Raw genomic sequence first — 19,982 nt, 5'->3', positions numbered from 1 at the left:
TAGTGTGACGGGGGTCAATATTATTTAAGCCAGTCCGGCAGATCGTTAAGCCCCATCGCCTGACGGAGAAGCTGGGGTTTGACGCCGGGAAGGGTGTCGGCCAGCTTGAGGCCGATATCGCGCAGCAGCTTTTTGGCCGGATTTGCCCCGGCAAACAGCTCGCGGAAGCCCTGCATTCCCGCCAGCATCATTGCCGCGCTGTGCTTGCGGCTGCGCTCATAGCGACGCAGATACAGATGCTGACCAATGTCCTTACCTTCACGGTGCAGGCGGCGCAGCTCTTCGACCAGCTCCGCCGCGTCCATAAAGCCAAGGTTGACGCCCTGCCCGGCCAGCGGATGAATGGTATGCGCCGCATCGCCCACCAGCGCCAGACGGTGCGCCGCAAACTGACGCGCATAGCGCCCGGTTAGCGGGAACACCTGGCGCTCGCTTTCAAGCGTGCACAGCCCAAGGCGGTTATCAAACGCCACGCACAGCGCCTGGTTGAAGGCGTCCGGAGTAGCATCCTGCATCAGCTGCGCTTTCTCAGGCACTAAAGACCAGACGATGGAGCACAGATGCGGATCGCTCAGCGGCAGGAAGGCCAGGATGCCGTCGTTATGGAAAATCTGCCGCGCCACGCCGCCGTGCGGCTCTTCGGTGCGGATTGTCGCTACCATCGCGTGATGGCGGTAATCCCAGTACGTCAGCGGAATATCCGCCTTGCTGCGCAGCCATGAATTGGCGCCGTCTGCGCCGACGACCAGACGCGCGGTCAGCATATCGCCGCTTTGCAGAGTGATAAAGGCTTCGTTTTCGCCCCACGCGACCTGCTGCAGCTGCGCAGGCGCCACCAGCGTTACGTCGCTGCACTGCTGCGCTTTCCGCCACAGCGCGTGATGGATCACCGCATTCTCAATAATGTGGCCCAGATGACTGTAGCCCATGCTTTCGTCGTCAAAGGCAATGTGGCCGAAGCTGTCTTTGTCCCACACTTCCATTCCGTGATAGCAGCTGGCGCGCTGCGCAACGATATCGTCCCAGACGCCAATATGCGCCAGCAGTTTTTCGCTGGCGGCATTGATCGCCGACACGCGGAGTTCAGGCGGCGCATCGTGCGCGACGGGCTGTGGCTCTTTTTGCTCCAGCACGGCCACGCGCAGGCCGCTGCCCTGTAAACCACAGGCCAGCGCCAGCCCGACCATTCCGCCGCCAACAATGGCAACATCAACATTTTGCACGGTGATAACTCCTTAACGCGCGACCCAGCCAAGGGTCCGCTGCGCCAGCACGTCACGTGCCGGAATGAACAGTTCCATCGCCATCAGCCCGAGGTTGCGACCCGCAACCAGCGGTGCCCAGCGATTGGCAAACAGATGGACTAACCCATCGGTGACGCCGATTGTCGCCTCTTTATCGGTCTGGCGACGCTTCTGATAATGGCTTAATACGGTATACGCGCCGCAGTCTTTTTGCTCGCCCCATGCCTGCGCCAGCGACTCGGCGAGGCTCATCACGTCCCTCAGGCCAAGGTTGAAACCCTGTCCTGCAATCGGGTGCAGCGTCTGGGCGGCATTGCCCACCAGCGCGACGCGGTGGGATATTGACCGGGAGGCCGTGGTCAGCGACAGCGGATAAACCGAACGTTTTCCCGCATGGGTGATCCTACCCAGCCGCCAGCCGAAGGCTTTTTGCAGCTCCGTACAGAAGCGCTCGTCGGACCAGGACTTCACCTCATCGGCCCTGTCCTGGGCGTGACACCACACCAGCGAGCAGCGCCCGTCCGACATCGGCAGCATCGCCAGCGGGCCGTGCTGCGTGAAGCGCTCAAACGCCCTGCCGCGGTGTGCTCCTGCGGTGGAGACGTTCGCGATAACGGCGACCTGCCCGTAAGGCTGCTGTCGCCACTCAACGCCGCACCGGGTGCCAAGCGCAGAACGCGAACCGTCTGCCGCCACCAGAAGCTGGCCGTCAAGAACGGACCCGTTTTCCAGCGTCACGCTGACCGCGTCTTCGCTGCGGCTAAAGCTGGCCACGCGTGCCGGACAGTGCAGCGTTACGCCTGGCGCATCCTGTAACAAACGGAACAGGCGCAGGCCAACATCATGCAGCTCTACAACCTGCCCAAGCGCTTCAATACGGTAATCCTGCGCATCCAGCGTCACAAACCCGGCATGGCCGCGATCGCTGACGTGCACGGTGTTAATCGCCGTAGCGCAGTCGGCAATCGCCTGCCAGATACCAATGCGTGAAAGCTGCTGACAGGTGCCCTGCGCCAGGGCAATGGCGCGCGAGTCAAAACCGGGGTGGTTCGTCGCCTGCGGGGCAACGGCTTCCACAAGATGGACCGGGAGCTGGCCTTTCGTCAGATGCGAAATTGCCAGCGCCAGCGTGGCACCGGTCATCCCGCCGCCAACGATGATCGCGCTCATACGCGTGCCGCTGCCATCAGCGCCTCAATGTCGTCCGCTTTTTTCACCACGGTCGCGGTCAGGTTTTCGTTGCCGGTTTCGGTGATGACGATGTCGTCTTCAATGCGAATGCCAATGCCACGATAGGCTTCCGGCACGTCGGCATCCGGCGCGATGTACAGGCCCGGCTCAACGGTTAACACCATGCCCGGCTCCAGCACGCGCGAACGCTCGGGGCCATACGCGCCCACATCATGCACGTCCAGACCCAGCCAGTGGCTCAGGCCGTGCATAAAGTACGGGCGGTGGGCATTTTCGGTAATTAGCACGTCGACATCCCCTTTCAGGATGCCGAGTTTTACCAGGCCGGTAATCATGATGCGCACCACTTCGCCTGTCACGTCCTGAATGGAGGTGCCCGGGCGGAACAGCGTCAGCGCGGTTTCCAGAGAGTCGAGTACGATGTCGTAAACCTCACGCTGAGCGGGTGAGAATTTGCCGTTCACCGGGAACGTTCGGGTGATATCGCCCGCGTAGCCAAGATATTCGCAGCCCGCGTCTATCAGCACCAGGTCACCGTCGCGCAGCGCGCTTTCGTTCTCGGTGTAGTGCAGAATGCAGCCGTTTTCCCCGCCGCCGACAATGGTGTTGTAGGACGGGAAGCGCGCGCCGTGGCGGTTAAACTCATGCTGAATTTCGCCTTCCAGCTGATATTCGAACATGCCGGGACGGCATTTTTCCATCGCACGGGTATGTGCCAGGGCGCTGATTTCACCCGCACGACGCATCACCGCAAGCTCTTCTTCAGACTTGAACAGGCGCATCTCGTGCACCACCGGACGCCAGTCCGTCAGCGTGGCGGGTGCAGAGAGGTTCTGTCGCGAGCCTTTACGCAGCTTGTCCAGCGCGGTGAAGACAATCTCGTCCGCATAGGCATATTCGCCCTGGGCGTGATACAGCACGTCCAGACCGTTGAGCAGCTGGTAAAGCTGCTGGTTGATTTCGCTAAAGGCCAGCGCGCGGTCAACGCCCAGCTTTTCCGGTGCGGCCTCTTGCCCCAGGCGGCGGCCAAACCAGATTTCGGCCGTCAGATCGCGCACGCGGTTAAAAATCACGCTGTGGTTATGGGTGTCATTGCTCTTAATCAGCACCAGCACCGCTTCCGGCTCGTTAAAGCCGGTGAAGTACCAGAAATCGCTGCTTTGACGATAGGGGTATTCGCTGTCGGCGCTGCGCGTCACTTCGGGCGCGGCAAAAATCAGCGCGGCGCTTCCCGGCTGCATGCTGGCTAACAGCGCCTGACGACGGCGTGAATACTCTTGATTCGAGATAACCATGACACCCTCCTGTGCGTTATTTTTCTTAATGTAAGGTTGGTTTTCTGACTTCCGGCGCGGTTGGCTGCGAGCGCGTAAAGGTGTCGTGGCACAGCAGCGCCGCCACGCGCACGTACTCGATAATCTCTTCGAGAGACATTTCCAGCTCTTCCTGGTCTTCGTCTTCGTCGTAGCCAAGCTGCGCAATGTTGCGCAGGTCGTCGATCGCTTCACCCGCCTCGCCGGTCACTTTATCGAGCTTCGGCTGAGACACGCCCAGCCCCAGCAGATAGTGGTTTACCCAACCGGCGAGGGCGTCTGCGCGATCGAACACGCTGACGTCGTCGCCGTCAGGCAGATAAAGCTGAAAAAGGAAGCCATCGTCTTCCAGCGAATCGCTGGTCGTCGCGTGCATTTTACGCAGCGCTTCCGCCAGCTCGTGACCAAACGCCAGCCCTTCATTCGTGAGGTCGTGGATCAGCGGCTGCCAGGAGCTGTCGCTGTTTCCACCGCACAGCATGCCACTGATCAGACCGTGCATTTCAGCAGGGGTTAAACCCACGCCCTGCTGGTTCAGTAACTGGTTTAAATCCTTGTAACCAGGCATTTCGTTCTGTATAGACATGCGCATTCGTCATCGTTGAGGGAAGATTCATGATATGCTACCACTTTGGACCCTGGTGATACCAGAAAAGGGCTTGTATCTTCACATCAGGGTAGCTATAGTGTCGCCCCTTCGCAGCCCCCGGGGCCGTAAGCGAAGGTAGCGCAGTCAATCAGCAGGAAGGTGGCATGTCTGCACAACCCGTCGATCTCCAGATTTTTGGCCGTTCACTGCGAGTGAATTGTCCGCCTGAACAAAGGGATGCTTTGAATCAGGCCGCGGACGATTTGAATCAGCGGTTGCAAGATCTAAAAGAACGCACTAGAGTCACAAATACTGAGCAGCTGGTTTTCATCGCCGCGTTGAACATCAGCTATGAACTGACTCAGGAAAAAGCGAAGACCCGCGACTACGCGGCTAGCATGGAGCAGCGCATTAAAATGCTCCAGCAGACCATTGAACAGGCACTACTTGATCAAGGTCGCAATCCCGAAAGACCGGGACCAAAGTTTGAATAACACTTCCCAGTTGACTATGGTAGAGTAACTGGGAAGACAAAATTTCTCTGAGATGTTCGCAAGCGGGCCAGTCCCCTGAGCCGATATTTCATACCACAAGAATGTGGCGCTCCATGGTTGGTGAGCATGCTCGGTTCGTCCGAGAAGCCTTAAAACTATGACGACACATTCACCTTGAACCAAGGGTTCAAGGGTTACAGCCTGCGGCGGCATCTCGGAGATTCCCTCTCTTTTCTTCTACCGACTACCATGACCCAATTCCCTGAAGTTTCTGCTTCACGCCAGGACATCCGTCAGTTAATTCGCAAGCGTCGTCGTGCCTTAACGCCCGAGCAACAATCCGAATTCGCCCAGCAGGCCGCCGCGCGTATGATGGCCTATCCGCCCGTGCTGATGGCAAACACCGTGGCCCTGTTTCTCTCGTTTGACGGCGAGCTGGATACGCAGCCGCTCATAGAGCAGCTCTGGCGCGCCGGGAAGAAAGTTTATCTGCCGGTCCTTCATCCATTCAGCCCGGGAAACCTGCTGTTTCTGCACTACCATCCGCACAGCGAGCTGGTGGTGAACCGCCTGAAAATCACCGAACCTAAACTTGACGTACGCGACGTGCTGCCGCTCTCCGGGCTGGATGTGCTGATTACGCCGCTGGTAGCGTTTGATGAACAGGGTCAGCGCTTAGGGATGGGCGGCGGTTTTTACGACAGGACGCTGCAAAACTGGCAGCAGCATGGGTTACAGCCGGTGGGTTACGCGCATGATTGTCAGGGCGTGGAGGCATTACCGGTGGAGAAGTGGGATGTGCCGTTGCCGGCGGTGGTGACGCCCAGTAAAACGTGGCTTTGGTAGAATAAAGCCGGGTGGCGCTACGCCTTACCCGGCCTACATCATTCCTCGGACTCTGTAGGTCGGGTAAGGCGTAGCCGCCACCCGACACCACAGACCGCACAATCAGTAAAGCAGACGCGCGCGAATCGTCCCCGGAATCGCCTTCATGCCCTGCAGCGCTTTCTCGGCAACCTCTTCCGTCGCTTCGATATCAATCACCACGTAGCCCATCTGCGAGTTCGTCTGCAGATACTGTGCGGCAATGTTGACGCCCTGCTCTGCGAAGATCTGGTTGATGGCGGTCAGCACGCCAGGACGGTTTTCATGAATGTGCAGCAGACGACGGCCGCCGTGCAGCGGCAGAGACACTTCCGGGAAGTTAACCGCAGAGAGCGTCGAACCGTTGTCGGAGTATTTGCTCAGCTTACCCGCCACTTCCAGGCCGATATTCTCCTGGGCTTCCTGCGTGGAGCCGCCGATGTGCGGCGTCAGGATCACGTTGTCGAACTCGCACAGCGGAGAGGTGAACGGATCGCTGTTGGTGGCAGGCTCCGTCGGGAAGACGTCAATCGCCGCACCTGCCAGATGTTTACGCTTCAGGGCATCCGCCAGCGCGGGGATATCGACAACCGTACCGCGCGCGGCGTTGATCAGCAGAGAGCCCGGCTTCATCAGCGCCAGCTCTTCAGCTCCCATCATGTTTTTGGTTGAGGCATTTTCCGGAACGTGCAGGCTCACCACGTCGCTCATGTTAAGCAGGTCAGACAGATGTTGAACCTGAGTAGCGTTGCCCAGCGGCAGCTTGCTTTCAATGTCGTAGAAGAAGACATGCATGCCGAGAGATTCAGCCAGAATGCCGAGCTGGGTGCCGATGTGGCCATAGCCGATAATGCCAAGCTTCTTGCCGCGCGCTTCGAAAGAGCCGGACGCCAGCTTGTTCCACACGCCGCGGTGCGCCTTGGCGTTGGCTTCAGGAATGCCGCGCAGCAGCAGCAGCAGTTCGCCAATCACCAGCTCCGCCACGGAGCGGGTGTTGGAAAACGGGGCGTTGAAGACGGGAATACCGCGTTTAGCGGCAGCGTTCAGGTCAACCTGGTTGGTGCCGATGCAGAAACAGCCGATAGCCACCAGCTTTTCCGCCGCAGCAATAATGTCTTCAGTCAGGTGAGTGCGGGATCGCAGGCCAATGAAGTGGGCATCACGGATGGACGCTTTCAGCTCTTCGGTATCGAGCGCGCCTTTGTGAAATTCGATGTTGGTGTACCCTGCCGCACGAAGGCTATCGATTGCTTTTTGATGCACGCCCTCGACCAGCAGGAATTTAATCTTGTCTTTCTCCAGTGATACCTTTGCCATTTACCCGACCCTGTTTTTGTCTGAACTGATGTTGTGCTGGATTTGAATCCGCTATAGCCAACATATCAAAAAAAACTATTGCAGCAATATGAACGTTTGCGTCGGCACTCTGAAGAAAAGTCATACAGGGCAAAATGACAGAGGAAAATGCTGTGCAAATTTACGAAAGCGGCAGGATCGGCAAAAGAGGCGCAAAAACGTGACACAAGTCACCGAATTTAGCTTTTCAAAAATTTTTAAGCGGGGGGAGGACTCCCCCCGTCAGATCATTTTACGATGGTTTTCACGCCGTCAGCGGTGCCAATCAGCGCGACGTCCGCGCCACGGTTGGCGAATAACCCTACGGTGACTACGCCCGGAATGCCGTTAATGGCATTTTCCAGCGCTATCGCGTCGAGAATTTCCAGGCCGTGAACGTCAAGGATCACGTTACCGTTATCGGTAAGGACGCCCTGGCGGTATTCCGGACGGCCGCCCAGCTTCACCAGCTCGCGCGCGACCGCGCTGCGGGCCATCGGGATCACTTCAACCGGCAGCGGGAAGTTACCGAGGATATCTACCTGCTTGGAGGCATCCGCGATACAGATGAACTTGTCTGCAACAGACGCGATGATCTTTTCACGCGTCAGCGCCGCGCCGCCGCCCTTGATCATCTGCATATGGCCGTTTATCTCATCCGCGCCGTCCACGTAAATCCCCAGACGATCCACTTCATTCAAATCAAAAACGGTAATGCCGAGGCTTTTCAGCTTTTCCGTGGAAGCATCGGAGCTGGAAACAGCGCCCTCGATCTGCCCTTTCATCGTGCCCAATGCATCGATAAAGTGTGCCGCCGTTGACCCGGTGCCAACACCCACAATGGTGCCCGGCTGTACGTACTGGAGAGCGGCCCATCCTACTGCTTTTTTCAGTTCATCCTGCGTCATGATCGTTTTGCCTGTGGTGTGAAAACTTAGGGCGCATTATAGAACACGTGGGGTGGAATTCGTCTGTCACGAAGGGAAAATTGTGTCATAGTGCAGATTAAGCAAAATTAAGGAGTCAGCCAGAGCAATGAAACGTCCGGACTACAGAACACTACAGGCACTTGATGCGGTTATTCGTGAACGCGGTTTTGAGCGCGCGGCGCAGAAGCTGTGTATTACTCAGTCCGCCGTCTCACAGCGTATCAAACAGCTTGAAAACATGTTCGGGCAACCGCTGCTGGTGCGTACCGTTCCGCCGCGTCCAACGGAGCAAGGCCAAAAGCTGCTTGCCCTGCTGCGTCAGGTTGAGCTGCTGGAAGACGAGTGGCTGGGAGACGAACAGACCGGCTCTACGCCGCTGCTGCTCTCGCTGGCGGTGAACGCCGACAGTCTGGCAACCTGGCTGCTGCCTGCGCTTGCGCCGGTGCTGGCCGATTCTCCTATCCGACTGAATTTGCAGGTAGAAGATGAAACCCGCACTCAGGAGCGCCTGCGCCGCGGCGAAGTGGTTGGGGCCGTCAGTATCCAGCCTCAGGCGCTGCCAAGCTGTCTGGTGGATCAGCTGGGCGCGCTGGACTATCTGTTTGTCGGTTCAAAAGCCTTTGCCGATCGCTACTTCCCGAACGGCGTCACCCGCGCCGCGCTGCTGAAAGCGCCTGCCGTCGCCTTTGACCATCTGGACGACATGCATCAGGCCTTCCTGCAGCAAAACTTCGATCTGCCGCCGGGCAGCGTGCCGTGCCACATCGTGAACTCGTCTGAAGCCTTTGTGCAGCTCGCACGCCAGGGCACGACCTGCTGCATGATCCCACACCTGCAGATTGAGCGAGAGTTGAAAAGCGGCGAGCTGATTGACTTAACGCCGGGCCTGTATCAGCGCCGGATGCTGTACTGGCACCGTTTTGCGCCGGAAAGCCGCATGATGCGCAACGTCACTGACGCGCTGCTGGCGTTCGGGCATAAGGTATTGAGGCAGGATTAGAAAGAAAAGCCGGGTGGCGCTATCGCCTGCCCGGCCTGCAGATTATTGAGCGGGTTTCGGCTGCTCTGACGCAGCAGGCTCCAGCTGGAACACCACATCAACCTGATCGTCGAACTGAATGGTCGGCTGCTCGTAGGTTTCCTGAGCAGAAACCGGCGCGGCATCCGCCTTCATCATCCGCACCATCGGGCTTGGCTGATAGTTAGAGACGTGATAACGCACGCTATACACCGGGCCGAGCTTGCTCTTAAAGCCTGACGCCAGCTGCTGCGCCTGATGAACTGCATCATCAATTGCCGCTTTACGCGCTTCGTCTTTGTACTTCTCCGGTTGCGCAACGCCCAGTGACACGGAGCGAATTTCATTCAGACCCGCCTTCAGCGCGCCGTCCAGCAGGGAATTCAGCTTATCAAGCTGGCGCACGGTCACTTCCACTGTACGCACGGCACGGTAGCCTTTCAGAATGCTTTTGCCGTTCTGATAGTCATAATCCGGCTGGGTACGCAGGTTAGCGGAGCTGATATCTTTTTTACCTACGCCGTTTTGCTCAAGGAAAGAGAGATATTGCGCAACGCGATCGTCTGCCTGTTTCTTGGCGGTAGCAGCATCTTTTGCGGCCACGTTCACTTCAATTGCCAGGGTTGCAACATCCGGTACCGCGTCCACGCTTGCGGTGCCTGAGGTGACGATGTGCGGGCCGTTTGGCAGTTCATTCGCCTGCACCGACACCGCACCTAAACCAACCAATGCCGCCAGGGCCATCACTTTAAACTTCACTGTCATTCCTCCATGTTGCGAAGAGTGCCCTGATACCAGGGCGCATGCCAGCAAGCTTAGCGCGTCTTATGAAGATGTCCATAAGACAAACGCTTAGTTGAACAAACCCTGTACGTGATGAATCCCCTCTTTCGCCAGCTGGAAGGCGATAAACCACATAACCAGTCCCACCAGCGTGTTGATAATGCGCTGCGCTTTCGCGGTGCGCAGACGGGGGGCCAGCCACGCGGCCAGAATCGCAAGGCTAAAGAACCAGAGGAAAGAGGCGCTCACCGTGCCGAGCGCGAACCAGCGTTTTGGCTCAACGTCCAGCTGCCCACCCAGGCTGCCCAGCACCACGAAGGTATCAAGATAGACATGCGGGTTAAGCCAGGTAACAGCCAGCATGGTGACGATGATCTTCCAGCGCCCCTGCTTCATCACTTCCGCGCTTGCCAGTTCGAGGTTGCTGCTCATCGCCGTTTTCAGAGCGCCGAAACCGTACCACAGCAGGAATGCCACTCCGCCCCAGGTGACCAGCGCCAGCAGCCACGGCGACTGCATCAGCAGGGCGCTGCCGCCAAATATCCCGGCGCAAATTAGCAGTAAATCGCTGACCGCGCACAGCAGCGCAATCATCAGGTGATACTGACGGCGTATGCCCTGGTTCATCACAAACGCATTCTGCGGGCCGAGGGGAAGGATCATGGCCGCACCCAATGCAAGCCCTTGAAAATAGTAAGTTAACATTGATAACTCTCAGACAGTTTTCTCTACGTGCAGACTATACTGCGTGAACATCATTAGATAAAATTTAAAATTTTAATGATTAATTAGAATCACTAATAAAATACTGCTGTATGCACTATTAAGATTTTATAAAAGCAGTCCTCGCGAGACCCGGCGTATGCTGTATTGCTACAGGCCGAAAAAATCTCACAGGAAATCATATGAAACATCAAGGCGTTGCAACGGTCATCTCCGCCATTTTTGCGCTCTTAACGGCATTTCCGACCATAGCGAGTGCAGAAAAGATACTTCGTTACACGGACCACGAACCGTACGGCAATATGCGTACGCAATTTATAAAAAACGTTTTCTTTAGTGAGATTGAAAAAGAATCGCAAGGCCGCCTGAAAATTGAAGCCCACTGGGAAGGCGATATATCAAGTAGTTACAATGCGCTAAATACGCTTGGCCAGGGCACCAGAGCTGATATTGGCATCGTTGTCCCTGAATATACGGCTGAGCAACTGCCGCTTCATCAAATATTCAAAAGCTTTCCCCTGGGGCCTGAAAACGGCGAGGCTCAGGTGAGCTTCTTTCATCGCGTGTTCCAGCAACACCCTCAGTTTGCCCGCGAGCTTGGGCAGAATAACCTGGTGAATCTGCAGTTCTTCCTGGGGTATCCGGTCGGGTTCTTTACCCGTCAGCCAGACGTTGAGCTGAATCAGCTAGAGGGAACAAAATGGCGAACGGCCAGCTTCTGGCATCAGTCATTTTTGCGCAATGCGGGCGGAGTTACCCTGGCAATGCCCTGGAATGACAAGATTACCGACGCGTTGCGCGCGGGACAGTTGAATGGCCTTATGGTGAATCTCGATAGCGGAGATGACATACATGCGCAGCGCGCTGCGCCCTACATTCATTATTCTCCTGCGCTCTGGCTGGGGCATATCTATCTTCTGGTTATAAATAAGGACACCTTAAACGCACTGGACGAGCGGGATCGTCTTGCTATTCGTCGTGCAGCCGAAACCACAGAGAAACAACTCGGTGCGGCGTTGGACAGCGGGCTGGCTTCTCTCACCGCGCGTCTGGAAAACGAAGGCGCTAAGCTCCATCTTCTGAGCCGTGATGAGCAAATGGAATGGCAGAAAGCAACGCGATATCAAGAGGTTCAGGAAGAATGGGTACGACAACAGGAAAGTAAGGGTAATAGGGACGCAGGCAAATTGATGCACGAGCTACGCCTGCTGCTTGAGGCTAAACGCCCGCATGAAATGCGGGCGTTGTCTGAGCTGACGGACGTTAGTCAGCTTCTTTCACTTTTTTGAAGTTCACATCCATCTGCGGATACGGGAAGCTGATGCCGTTGGCGTCAAAGTCACGCTTGATGCGTTCCAGTACATCCCAGTAAACGTTCTGCAGATCGCCGCTTTTACTCCAGATGCGCACCACAAAATTAATGGATGACGCGCCCAGCTCGTTCAGGCGAACGGTCATTTCGCGATCTTTAAGAATGCGGTCATCTGATTCGATAATATCGGTAATCAGCTTTTTCACCAGCTCGGTATCGGAATCATAGCCAACCCCGATGAGGAGTTCATTACGGCGAACCGGCTCGCGTGAGAAGTTGGTGATGTTGCCATCAATGACCTTCTTGTTTGGCACGATAACAATTTTGCCATCCGCCGAGCGCAGCGTGGTGGAGAAAATTTGCACGTTCAGCACGGTACCCGCTGTACCGCCGAGATCGACATATTCCCCGGCGCGGAAAGGTCGGAACGTCACCAGCAGCACGCCAGCCGCAAGGTTTGCCAGCGAGCCCTGAAGTGCCAGACCCACGGCCAAACCGGCGGCACCCAGCACGGCAATGACCGAAGCGGTTTGTACGCCGACACGGCCCATTGCCGCAATCAGGGTGAAGGCGATGATCCCGTAACGCACCAGCGCAGAAAGAAAATCAGCAACGGTTGCGTCGATATGACGAGCCAGCATGACGCGGTTGACGCCTCTTGAAACCGTACGGGCAATTATCATCCCCACGACAATGATGGCAATCGCTGCCGCAATATTCACTGCATAGCTAATCAGGAGAGCCTGGTTGCGCACCAGCCAGGTTCCCGCGTTGTTGATGCCATCTACTACACCGAGATCTTCCATTCATCCATCCTTTTGCTAAACCAAATCACAAAAAACCATCCCATAGAGAGACAGGCAGGTCAGTAAAGGGTAAACAAAAAGCGACGATATTGCCAAACAGATCACAAAAACGGAGATATCAGGCTATTGAAAAGGCATAAAAAAAGGCCCGCGTTTGCGGACCTTTCTGAGGCGTTTAGCAGCTCAAATTACAGAACGTCAACCGCGTTCAGTTCTTTGAATGCCTGCTCCAGACGCGTGATCATTGAAGTCTGGGCAGCACGCAGCCATACGCGCGGATCGTAGTATTTCTTGTTCGGCTGGTCTTCGCCTTTCGGGTTGCCCAGCTGACCCTGCAGGTAAGCTTCGTTAGTTTTGTAGTAGCCCAGGATACCGTCCCATGTTGCCCACTGGGTATCGGTATCGATGTTCATTTTCACTACGCCGTAGCTTACGGAGTCTTTGATTTCCTGAGCAGAAGAACCGGAACCGCCGTGGAAGACGAAGTTCAGGCTGTTGTGCGGCAGGTTGTGTTTCTTGGACACGTATTCCTGAGAATCACGCAGGATGGTCGGGGTCAGAACCACGTTACCTGGTTTGTAAACGCCGTGCACGTTACCGAAGGACGCCGCAATGGTGAAGCGTGGGCTGATTTTGCTCAGCTCGGTGTACGCGTAGTCAACGTCTTCTGGCTGGGTGTACAGTGCAGAAGCGTCCATGTGGCTGTTGTCCACGCCGTCTTCTTCACCACCGGTGCAACCCAGTTCGATTTCCAGAGTCATGTCCATTTTGGCCATGCGCGCCAGGTATTTGGAGCAGATTTCGATGTTTTCGTGCAGAGACTCTTCAGACAGGTCGATCATGTGAGAAGAGAACAGTGGCTTACCGGTTGCCGCGAAGTGTTTTTCACCCGCGTCCAGCAGGCCGTCGATCCACGGCAGCAGTTTCTTCGCGCAGTGGTCAGTGTGCAGGATAACTGGAACACCGTAGTGTTCAGCCATCTGGTGTACGTGGTGCGCACCAGAGATAGCACCCAGGATTGCAGCGCCCTGAGGAACGTCAGTTTTCACGCCTTTACCTGCGATGAACGCAGCGCCACCGTTAGAGAACTGAACGATAACTGGAGCTTTAACTTTGGCTGCAGTTTCCAGTACGGCGTTGATGGAGTCGGTACCCACGCAGTTAACTGCTGGCAGAGCGAAGTTGTTTTCTTTAGCTACCTGGAACACTTTCTGTACGTCATCACCGGTGATAACGCCAGGTTTTACGAAATCAAAAATTTTAGACATGTTGCTTAGTCCTGTATCTTCGGCCGTTAGAAAAGATGCGTGCTCTTAAAAGCGCGCTGAAAATTGGGCAGGTTTCCCTGCCCTTGAATGGCTTACTTCTTAGCGCGCTCTTCGAGCATTGCTACTGCCGGCAGTACTTTGCCTTCCACGAACTCGAGGAATGCGCCGCCGCCAGTGGAGATGTAGGAGATCTTGTCTGAGATACCGAACAGGTCGATAGCTGCCAGGGTGTCACCGCCGCCTGCGATAGAGAACGCTTCGCTGTCTGCGATTGCGTTAGCAACGATTTCAGTACCTTTGCGGAAGTTCGGGAATTCGAACACGCCAACAGGACCGTTCCACAGGATAGTTTTTGCGTTTTTCAGGATATCAGCCAGTTTCTGTGCAGAAACGTCGCCCAGGTCCAGAATCTGCTCTTCATCTTTGATGTCGTTTACAGATTTCAGGGTCGCGGTAGCGGTTTCAGAGAACTCGGTCGCTACGCGTACGTCAGTTGGGACTGGGATATCACAGGTGGTCAGGAGGCGTTTCGCTTCGTCAACCAGGTCCGCTTCGTACAGGGACTTACCGACGTTGTGGCCTTGAGCGGCAACGAAGGTGTTCGCGATACCACCGCCAACGATCAGCTGGTCAGCGATTTTTGACAGGGAATCCAGAACGGTCAGTTTGGTAGAAACTTTAGAACCGCCAACGATAGCGACCATTGGACGCGCTGGTTCTTTCAGTGCTTTACCCAGTGCTTCCAGTTCGTCAGCCAGCAGAGGACCTGCGCAAGCAACGTCTGCGAATTTACCGATACCGTGGGTAGAAGCCTGCGCACGGTGAGCAGTACCGAATGCATCCATCACGAATACGTCGCACAGTGCAGCGTATTTTTTGGACAGCGCTTCGTCGTCTTTCTTTTCGCCTTTGTTGAAGCGAACGTTTTCCAGAACAACCAGTTCACCGGCAGCAACTTCAACGCCGTCCAGGTAATCTTTCACCAGGCGAACCGGGCTGGACAGTTTGTCTTTCAGGTAATTAACAACCGGCAGCAGAGAGAACTCTTCGTTGTACTCGCCTTCAGTTGGACGACCCAGGTGGGAGGTTACCATCACTTTAGCGCCCTGCTTCAGAGCCAGCTCGATGGTTGGCAGAGATGCACGAATACGCGCGTCGCTGGTCACTTTGCCATCTTTAACCGGTACGTTCAGATCGGCACGGATGAAAACGCGTTTACCTGCCAGATCCAGATCGGTCATCTTAATTACAGACATGGTGAATCCTCTCGTTGATTCTTAAAGTTTTGCAGACGCACGATGCGTCTTACCTGAAACCTTTCGCGGCCATTGCTAACGTGGTGTCGAGCATTCGGTTAGCAAAGCCCCATTCGTTATCACACCAGACCAGCGTCTTGATAAGGTGTGCGCCACTGACTCGCGTTTGCGTACCGTCAACAATGGCACTGTGCGGGTCGTGGTTAAAATCTACTGAGACCAACGGTAATTCCGTATAGTCAACTATACCATGAAATGCACCCTGTGCCGCTTTTTGCAGCAACAGGTTGACTTCGCAGGCTTTTACCGGTTTTTTTACCGTTACGCTGAGGTCGATTGCGGTGACGTTAATCGTTGGAACGCGCACGGCAATCGCTTCGAAACGGTCGTTAAACTGCGGGAAAATTCGGGTGATCCCTGCAGCCAGTTTAGTATCCACCGGAATGATTGACTGACTCGCCGCGCGAGTGCGTCGTAAGTCCGGATGATAGGCGTCGATAACCTGCTGATCGTGCATGGCGGAGTGAATCGTGGTTACGGTGCCGGATTCAATGCCATACGCATCGTCTAACAGTTTGATGACCGGAATAATGCAGTTGGTGGTACAGGAGGCGTTGGAGACAATGCGGTGTTCAGCTTCCAGCTCATGCTGGTTCACACCGAAGACGACGGTGGCGTCAAGATCGTGGCTGCCGGGATGGGAAAACAGGACTTTTTTCGCGCCCGCTTTCAGGTGCGCTTCGCCGTGTTCACGGCTGCCGTACACGCCGGTACAGTCCAGCACCACATCCACACCCAGTTCACGCCACGGTAGCCCTTCAATGCTGCTTTCATGCAGCACGCGGATCGCATCATCACCGACAAACAGCTGTTCTCTTTCCTGGCGAACGTCCCAGGCAAAGCGGCCGTGGCTGGTGTCATATTTCAACAAATGCGCCATGCCCGTAGCATCCGCCAGTTCATTGATTGCCACCACGGTGATTTCCGCACGACGCCCGGATTCATATAAAGCACGAACCACGTTACGCCCGATGCGACCGAAGCCATTAATCGCTACGCGTACGGTCATAGATCTCCTGCAAAGCTATCCCTGAGTTTGAGGTGGCTGAAAGAGTAATCCAGCGACGCCCGAAGGGGAATCCTTGCTATCACAAACTGCGATTGATTGGTCAATTGTCGAACATTTAATCGACTGAAACGCTTCAGCAAGAATAAGCGAATCGGGGAATAAAAGGAATGTCTGTCCAGATTAAGAGCGATTTTATCTGATCTCCATCACATTTTTCCGGAATAACCCCTATTCTTCCCGCCACGTGAAACGCGGCGGGTCGAGCGATGCCCCAGCGAAACGGCCCCCTGAGAGTCACACAGGATCAGACGAGACGGTATTCCCCGTTTGCCGACATGCTGAGCTCCACGCGGGCAGGTCGGCTATGACGCAGAACCCGTTCCACGTTTGGCCCATCGGTGCGGGCATAAAACGCTTCGGCATCGGTCAGAGAGAGCCCCCCGGCCAGCTTACGTCCCACCAGGCGCGTGCGTAATGCTTCGGCAGGCGCGCGAATAAACAATGAAAAATCACAGTATTCTATCAGCGCTCGCCATCGTTCATCATCGAGCAGTAACCAGTTACCCTCAACAATCACGATGGGTGCCGTTACCACGATCGCCCCTTCGACAGGGTCGTGCGTTTGCCGGTCATACTGCGGCCAGGTACCGTCGCCCTCTTTTATCTGCCGCAGATGTTGCGCCAGCCTGTCAACATCAAAGGTCTCCGGGGCGCCTTTGTACGCGCGCAGGTTATGCGCTTCCAGCCAGACGTTGTAGTGATGAAAACCATCCATTGGCAACGTCTGAATCGGAGCGAGCCCCTCCGTCTGATGAGAGAGGTATTCCCAGAAGGCGGTCAGCGTGGACTTGCCCGTACCGGGCGGGGCGCTGAGAAAAACAATCGTTCGTCTGCTGGGGCTGTCGAAATGCCGTTTCGCCAGCTGACGAAGCAAAGGCTTATGAACATTTTCAATTTCGTCATCAGGATAGTGTGCTTCTACGTGTAGCCCATTGACCTTTAGCCCAATTTTCACGGCGTCAGTTCCTTTAAAATTGTCGTTACCGCCAGGGTTAGCGCCGTTTTGATCATCGCGGTAAAGCGAACCTCAGACCATGCGGCAAAATCAGCAAATTTCATCGACTCCAGCGCGCCGTATAACGTCGCGTTACGGGTGATACAATTGACGTTACTGATAAAATCCCAGGTGATGTCATCGGCGAAGCCCGGGACCGCATCCTGTTCATTCAGATACTGATAAAACTGAGAAAAATGCGTAATGTCTGCGTAGAGCCATTTGTCCATTTTTCCCAGCGCATAAATTAAGCGTAGCGCCACGTCGATATCATCAAGCGGCCCACTCTGGGCGAGTAACGGCTTCACTGCATATTCCACGATCTCTTCATCGTTATCGACAAACAGCGACGGCAGAAAACATTTAATGCCCTGGAGTAAAAAAGACTGTGCCGTCGTCATAAATGCGAGGAGGTTATTCTGAGCATCCAGTTGCTCAAGCACATCGTCTTCTGTCAGCGTCGTCATTTGTATCTCGATAAATCACCATGAATGCAGAGAGTCTATTATATTACACGTTCGGTCTGCGCCGCCGATCAGTAAAGTTTGCGTGCGTACACCCTTCGCAGCCTGTTGAATACCTTTAACCAGATCGCCTCCCGTCACGCCCGTCGCGCTGAACAAAATGTCATTTCCCCCCACCAGTTCCTCCAGGGTATAGATACGATTGACCTCCACGCCCATCTCCGCGCAACGACGGTGCTCCTGCATAGCAACCCGATGGTTCTCAGGGCTCTCTCCTTTCGCTTCACAAAAGTCGATCAGCTCCGCCTGCATATCGCCGCCCAGCGCTTTCACCGCGCAGGCGGAGATCACGCCTTCTGGCGCACCGCCTACGGTATACATCAGATCATAGGGATTATCCTGTAAGCAGGTCAGTACGCTGGCAGCGACGTCACCATCGGGCAGAGCGAACACTTTCACCCCCATCCGTGTCGCCTCGGCGATAGCATTTTGCAGGCGCGGTTTGTCCAGCGTAACCATCCGCAGATGCTCAAGCGGCTTGCCCAGGGCCCGGGCAACGTTGCGAAGGTTCTCCGCCAGCGGGAGCTCAAGGCTGATTGCCCCCGCCGCCGCGGCATTAACCACCAGTTTCTTCATATACATATCAGGGGCATGAAACAGGCTTCCCTGCGGGGCGAACGCCATCACTGCCAGCGCATTGCTTTGTCCCATCGCTACCATGCGGGTGCCCTCAATGGGATCGACGGCAATATCCACCGCCGGGCCAACGCCACTTCCGACCTCCTCACCAATCCACAGCATTGGCGCATGGTCGATCTCACCTTCGCCGATGACAATACGCCCGCGAATCGCTATCGCGTTTAGCGCCTCGCGCATGGCGGTTACCGCCAGCCCGTCGATCCGGTTTTTATCGCCGCACCCGGTTTGCGGCCAGGCGGCCAGCGCCGCCTGTTCGGTCACGCGAAAGAGCGGCCACGCCAGAGACATCATGCCTCAGCCTCCCCAATATCCACCCCAAACTGCGCCAGAAGATAGCGCTCTGCTTTTTCATTCCAGATGCCATGGGTCTCTTCCACCAGCCTTGCCAGCTCGCGGAACAGCGGGTCGGTTTTGCCTTTTTCGGCAAAATCGGCAATGGCCGTTAACGGCAGGGTGACTCCGTTATAGATAAGCTTCTTGCCACCAGGAATGTCCGGCAGATTGAGCACCGTGTGGGGCACTGCATCGAGGCCGCCGATGTGGGTCACCATAAACGACGGCTGAAGCTGGCCCGTTGCGCTCAGCGTAATCGCCTCTTTCATGTCTTCCGTCGAGCCGCCCGAGGTGCCCACCACGTGCGTACTGTTGTAATGGACATTGTAAAAATTGAACGGCACCTTGAAATTGCCGTCCGTTGGTCCGGCGAAGAAATTCAGGCACCCGTCCTCGGCGAGAAGATCGTCCGCCAGTTCGATGACCGCAGGAACTGCGGCATAGACAAACACGTCGTCAAAGCCGGCATTATCCGTCAGCGCGCGTAGCGCAGCGGCAGGGTTCTCCATTCCGGAGGTATTGACATAAATAAGTTCAATGCCCTTTTGAGCCGCCAGCGCAACCGGCAGTAATTTTTTTGCCTGCGCGAGGCGGGCCTCATCAATATCCACCACCACAACGCGCGAGGGTTGAATTCCGCCGTTAATCGCATAATCAATAGCGCCAATCCCCATTGGCCCGGCGCAGGCAAGAAGCGCTATGTTCCCTCCCGGCTTCACGCCCATCCGGTGCTCATAGACATATTGCGTCGTATGATAATTGGCGTTATACGCACCGATAATACAGCACATCGGTTCAGCCAGCGAAGCTGCCGCAAAATAGGAGCCGTGATAAGGTAAAACGCAGCCCAAATTAATCGCGATTTCAGGGATAATCATATACGTCGCATTGCCGCCAAAATATTCATAGCTGTAGCCGGCAGAATAACCGCTCGGCAATCCCATAGCCGGTTGTAATACAAAGCGCTGACCTTTTTTATATTTATCGGCCAGATTTTTCCCGACCTCAACAATCACCCCGGCGCATTCATGCCCGGTAATAACCGGATGGTTCTCCAGATCGTCCGGCACGCGTTTATGTTCACTGCCTAATTTCGCCGCCTTCCAGGTGGATAAACAGACGCTGTCGGAAATTACGCTCACCAGAAGTTCATTGTCGTTTATTTCGGGCAATTCAAATTCGCGGATACGTACATCCTGCTTGCCATAAATGGCAGCCACTTTCGTTTTCATATTGAC

At 55.6% G+C, this 19,982-nt stretch carries 20 protein-coding genes and 1 other RNA gene; 5 read left to right on the top strand and 16 right to left on the bottom strand.

Features of this window, described 5'->3' with window-relative positions:
• Window positions 1–20 precede the first annotated feature (20 nt).
• The 4 genes from ubiI to D5067_RS04140 are packed head-to-tail and all read right to left on the bottom strand — an operon-like array spanning window position 21 to window position 4,334.
• Entirely contained in the window at window positions 21–1,223 is a 1,203-nt protein-coding gene (gene ubiI, locus D5067_RS04155; protein ID WP_119936157.1) for an FAD-dependent 2-octaprenylphenol hydroxylase, read from the bottom strand.
• Window positions 1,224–1,235: 12 nt separating this feature from the next.
• On the bottom strand, window positions 1,236–2,414 hold the full coding sequence (gene ubiH, locus D5067_RS04150) for a 2-octaprenyl-6-methoxyphenyl hydroxylase (protein ID WP_119936158.1): 1,179 nt from the start codon (window positions 2,412–2,414) through the stop codon (window positions 1,236–1,238).
• Entirely contained in the window at window positions 2,411–3,724 is a 1,314-nt protein-coding gene (gene pepP, locus D5067_RS04145) for a Xaa-Pro aminopeptidase (RefSeq protein ID WP_119936282.1), read from the bottom strand. The genes ubiH and pepP overlap by 4 nt, the downstream gene beginning before the upstream one ends.
• A 31-nt stretch (window positions 3,725–3,755) precedes the next feature.
• Window positions 3,756–4,334 carry a YecA/YgfB family protein gene (locus D5067_RS04140; RefSeq protein WP_125914856.1) on the bottom strand — a complete coding sequence of 193 codons (579 nt, stop codon included), beginning with the start codon at window positions 4,332–4,334 and terminating at the stop codon, window positions 3,756–3,758.
• A 167-nt stretch (window positions 4,335–4,501) separates the two neighbouring features.
• Here D5067_RS04140 and zapA point away from each other — a divergent pair, with 167 nt between their 5' ends.
• The 3 genes from zapA (at window position 4,502) to D5067_RS04125 (ending at window position 5,677) form a co-directional block, all read left to right on the top strand.
• Complete coding sequence (gene zapA, locus D5067_RS04135; RefSeq protein WP_006811891.1) at window positions 4,502–4,831, top strand: cell division protein ZapA; 330 nt, start codon at window positions 4,502–4,504, stop codon at window positions 4,829–4,831.
• A gap of 41 nt (window positions 4,832–4,872) precedes the next feature.
• Window positions 4,873–5,056, top strand: a non-coding RNA gene (ssrS, locus tag D5067_RS04130) — 6S RNA.
• Window positions 5,057–5,080: 24 nt separating this feature from the next.
• Window positions 5,081–5,677: a 5-formyltetrahydrofolate cyclo-ligase gene (locus D5067_RS04125; protein ID WP_119936160.1), complete on the top strand. Its 597-nt coding sequence runs from the start codon at window positions 5,081–5,083 to the stop codon at window positions 5,675–5,677.
• A 102-nt stretch (window positions 5,678–5,779) separates the two neighbouring features.
• On the opposite strand, the gene serA is transcribed toward D5067_RS04125, so the two are convergent.
• Both serA and rpiA read right to left on the bottom strand, forming a co-directional pair.
• Window positions 5,780–7,012 (bottom strand): phosphoglycerate dehydrogenase, encoded by a 1,233-nt coding sequence (gene serA, locus D5067_RS04120; RefSeq protein ID WP_119936161.1) that lies wholly within the window; start codon window positions 7,010–7,012, stop codon window positions 5,780–5,782.
• A 266-nt stretch (window positions 7,013–7,278) separates the two neighbouring features.
• Window positions 7,279–7,938, bottom strand: coding sequence for a ribose-5-phosphate isomerase RpiA (gene rpiA / locus D5067_RS04115; RefSeq protein ID WP_062772996.1), 660 nt, complete (start codon window positions 7,936–7,938; stop codon window positions 7,279–7,281).
• A 127-nt stretch (window positions 7,939–8,065) separates the two neighbouring features.
• On the opposite strand from rpiA, the gene argP reads away from it, so the two are divergent.
• Entirely contained in the window at window positions 8,066–8,959 is an 894-nt protein-coding gene (argP, locus tag D5067_RS04110) for a DNA-binding transcriptional regulator ArgP (protein ID WP_119936162.1), read from the top strand.
• A gap of 42 nt (window positions 8,960–9,001) precedes the next feature.
• Here the strand turns inward: argP and D5067_RS04105 are convergent, their stop codons facing one another.
• Together D5067_RS04105 and argO are read right to left on the bottom strand one after the other, a co-directional pair.
• Window positions 9,002–9,736, bottom strand: coding sequence for an oxidative stress defense protein (locus D5067_RS04105; protein WP_119936163.1), 735 nt, complete (start codon window positions 9,734–9,736; stop codon window positions 9,002–9,004).
• 93 nt (window positions 9,737–9,829) lie between these two features.
• Window positions 9,830–10,465 (bottom strand): arginine exporter ArgO, encoded by a 636-nt coding sequence (gene argO, locus D5067_RS04100; protein ID WP_119936164.1) that lies wholly within the window; start codon window positions 10,463–10,465, stop codon window positions 9,830–9,832.
• Window positions 10,466–10,665: 200 nt separating this feature from the next.
• Here argO and D5067_RS04095 point away from each other — a divergent pair, with 200 nt between their 5' ends.
• Window positions 10,666–11,772 (top strand): type 2 periplasmic-binding domain-containing protein, encoded by a 1,107-nt coding sequence (locus D5067_RS04095; RefSeq protein ID WP_235843277.1) that lies wholly within the window; start codon window positions 10,666–10,668, stop codon window positions 11,770–11,772.
• Here the strand turns inward: D5067_RS04095 and mscS are convergent.
• From mscS to D5067_RS04055, 8 genes are all read right to left on the bottom strand, one after another.
• A complete protein-coding gene (gene mscS, locus D5067_RS04090; RefSeq protein WP_119936165.1) occupies window positions 11,747–12,601 on the bottom strand; it encodes a small-conductance mechanosensitive channel MscS in 855 nt (284 codons plus the stop codon). The genes D5067_RS04095 and mscS overlap by 26 nt on opposite strands.
• Window positions 12,602–12,789: 188 nt before the next feature.
• Window positions 12,790–13,869, bottom strand: coding sequence for a class II fructose-bisphosphate aldolase (gene fbaA / locus D5067_RS04085; protein WP_119936166.1), 1,080 nt, complete (start codon window positions 13,867–13,869; stop codon window positions 12,790–12,792).
• 92 nt (window positions 13,870–13,961) lie between these two features.
• Complete coding sequence (gene pgk / locus D5067_RS04080) at window positions 13,962–15,125, bottom strand: phosphoglycerate kinase (protein ID WP_100779013.1); 1,164 nt, start codon at window positions 15,123–15,125, stop codon at window positions 13,962–13,964.
• Between the two features lie 49 nt (window positions 15,126–15,174).
• On the bottom strand, window positions 15,175–16,194 hold the full coding sequence (gene epd, locus D5067_RS04075) for an erythrose-4-phosphate dehydrogenase (protein WP_119936167.1): 1,020 nt from the start codon (window positions 16,192–16,194) through the stop codon (window positions 15,175–15,177).
• 304 nt (window positions 16,195–16,498) lie between these two features.
• Window positions 16,499–17,209, bottom strand: coding sequence for a nucleoside/nucleotide kinase family protein (locus D5067_RS04070; protein WP_119936168.1), 711 nt, complete (start codon window positions 17,207–17,209; stop codon window positions 16,499–16,501).
• The gene (locus tag D5067_RS04065; protein ID WP_119936169.1) at window positions 17,206–17,715 is read right to left on the bottom strand and encodes an MltR family transcriptional regulator; all 510 of its coding nucleotides are present in this window, start codon (window positions 17,713–17,715) and stop codon (window positions 17,206–17,208) included. The genes D5067_RS04070 and D5067_RS04065 overlap by 4 nt, the downstream gene beginning before the upstream one ends.
• 15 nt (window positions 17,716–17,730) lie before the next feature.
• A complete protein-coding gene (glpX, locus tag D5067_RS04060) occupies window positions 17,731–18,702 on the bottom strand; it encodes a class II fructose-bisphosphatase (protein WP_119936170.1) in 972 nt (323 codons plus the stop codon).
• Window positions 18,699–19,976 carry a zinc-binding dehydrogenase gene (locus tag D5067_RS04055; RefSeq protein ID WP_119936171.1) on the bottom strand — a complete coding sequence of 426 codons (1,278 nt, stop codon included), beginning with the start codon at window positions 19,974–19,976 and terminating at the stop codon, window positions 18,699–18,701. The genes glpX and D5067_RS04055 overlap by 4 nt, the downstream gene beginning before the upstream one ends.
• Between the last annotated feature and the right edge of the window lie 6 nt (window positions 19,977–19,982).

The organism is Enterobacter huaxiensis, assembly GCF_003594935.2.
Lineage (GTDB): Bacteria > Pseudomonadota > Gammaproteobacteria > Enterobacterales > Enterobacteriaceae > Enterobacter > Enterobacter huaxiensis.
Note: the sequence above shows the minus strand (reverse complement) of the source record. Positions and strands in the feature narration are given on the sequence as shown.

Bases quoted from the DNA above. Each gene is read 5' to 3' on its own strand.
- ubiH (WP_119936158.1), bottom strand. From the start codon at position 2,414: ATGAGCGCGATCATCGTTGGCGGCGGGATGACCGGTGCCACGCTGGCG.
- D5067_RS04140 (WP_125914856.1), bottom strand. From the start codon at position 4,334: ATGTCTATACAGAACGAAATGCCTGGTTACAAGGATTTAAACCAGTTA.
- zapA (WP_006811891.1), top strand. From the start codon at position 4,502: ATGTCTGCACAACCCGTCGATCTCCAGATTTTTGGCCGTTCACTGCGA.
- D5067_RS04125 (WP_119936160.1), top strand. From the start codon at position 5,081: ATGACCCAATTCCCTGAAGTTTCTGCTTCACGCCAGGACATCCGTCAG.
- serA (WP_119936161.1), bottom strand. From the start codon at position 7,012: ATGGCAAAGGTATCACTGGAGAAAGACAAGATTAAATTCCTGCTGGTC.
- rpiA (WP_062772996.1), bottom strand. From the start codon at position 7,938: ATGACGCAGGATGAACTGAAAAAAGCAGTAGGATGGGCCGCTCTCCAG.
- argP (WP_119936162.1), top strand. From the start codon at position 8,066: ATGAAACGTCCGGACTACAGAACACTACAGGCACTTGATGCGGTTATT.
- argO (WP_119936164.1), bottom strand. From the start codon at position 10,465: ATGTTAACTTACTATTTTCAAGGGCTTGCATTGGGTGCGGCCATGATC.
- D5067_RS04095 (WP_235843277.1), top strand. From the start codon at position 10,666: ATGAAACATCAAGGCGTTGCAACGGTCATCTCCGCCATTTTTGCGCTC.
- mscS (WP_119936165.1), bottom strand. From the start codon at position 12,601: ATGGAAGATCTCGGTGTAGTAGATGGCATCAACAACGCGGGAACCTGG.
- fbaA (WP_119936166.1), bottom strand. From the start codon at position 13,869: ATGTCTAAAATTTTTGATTTCGTAAAACCTGGCGTTATCACCGGTGAT.
- pgk (WP_100779013.1), bottom strand. From the start codon at position 15,125: ATGTCTGTAATTAAGATGACCGATCTGGATCTGGCAGGTAAACGCGTT.
- epd (WP_119936167.1), bottom strand. From the start codon at position 16,194: ATGACCGTACGCGTAGCGATTAATGGCTTCGGTCGCATCGGGCGTAAC.
- D5067_RS04065 (WP_119936169.1), bottom strand. From the start codon at position 17,715: ATGACGACGCTGACAGAAGACGATGTGCTTGAGCAACTGGATGCTCAG.
- glpX (WP_119936170.1), bottom strand. From the start codon at position 18,702: ATGATGTCTCTGGCGTGGCCGCTCTTTCGCGTGACCGAACAGGCGGCG.
- D5067_RS04055 (WP_119936171.1), bottom strand. From the start codon at position 19,976: ATGAAAACGAAAGTGGCTGCCATTTATGGCAAGCAGGATGTACGTATC.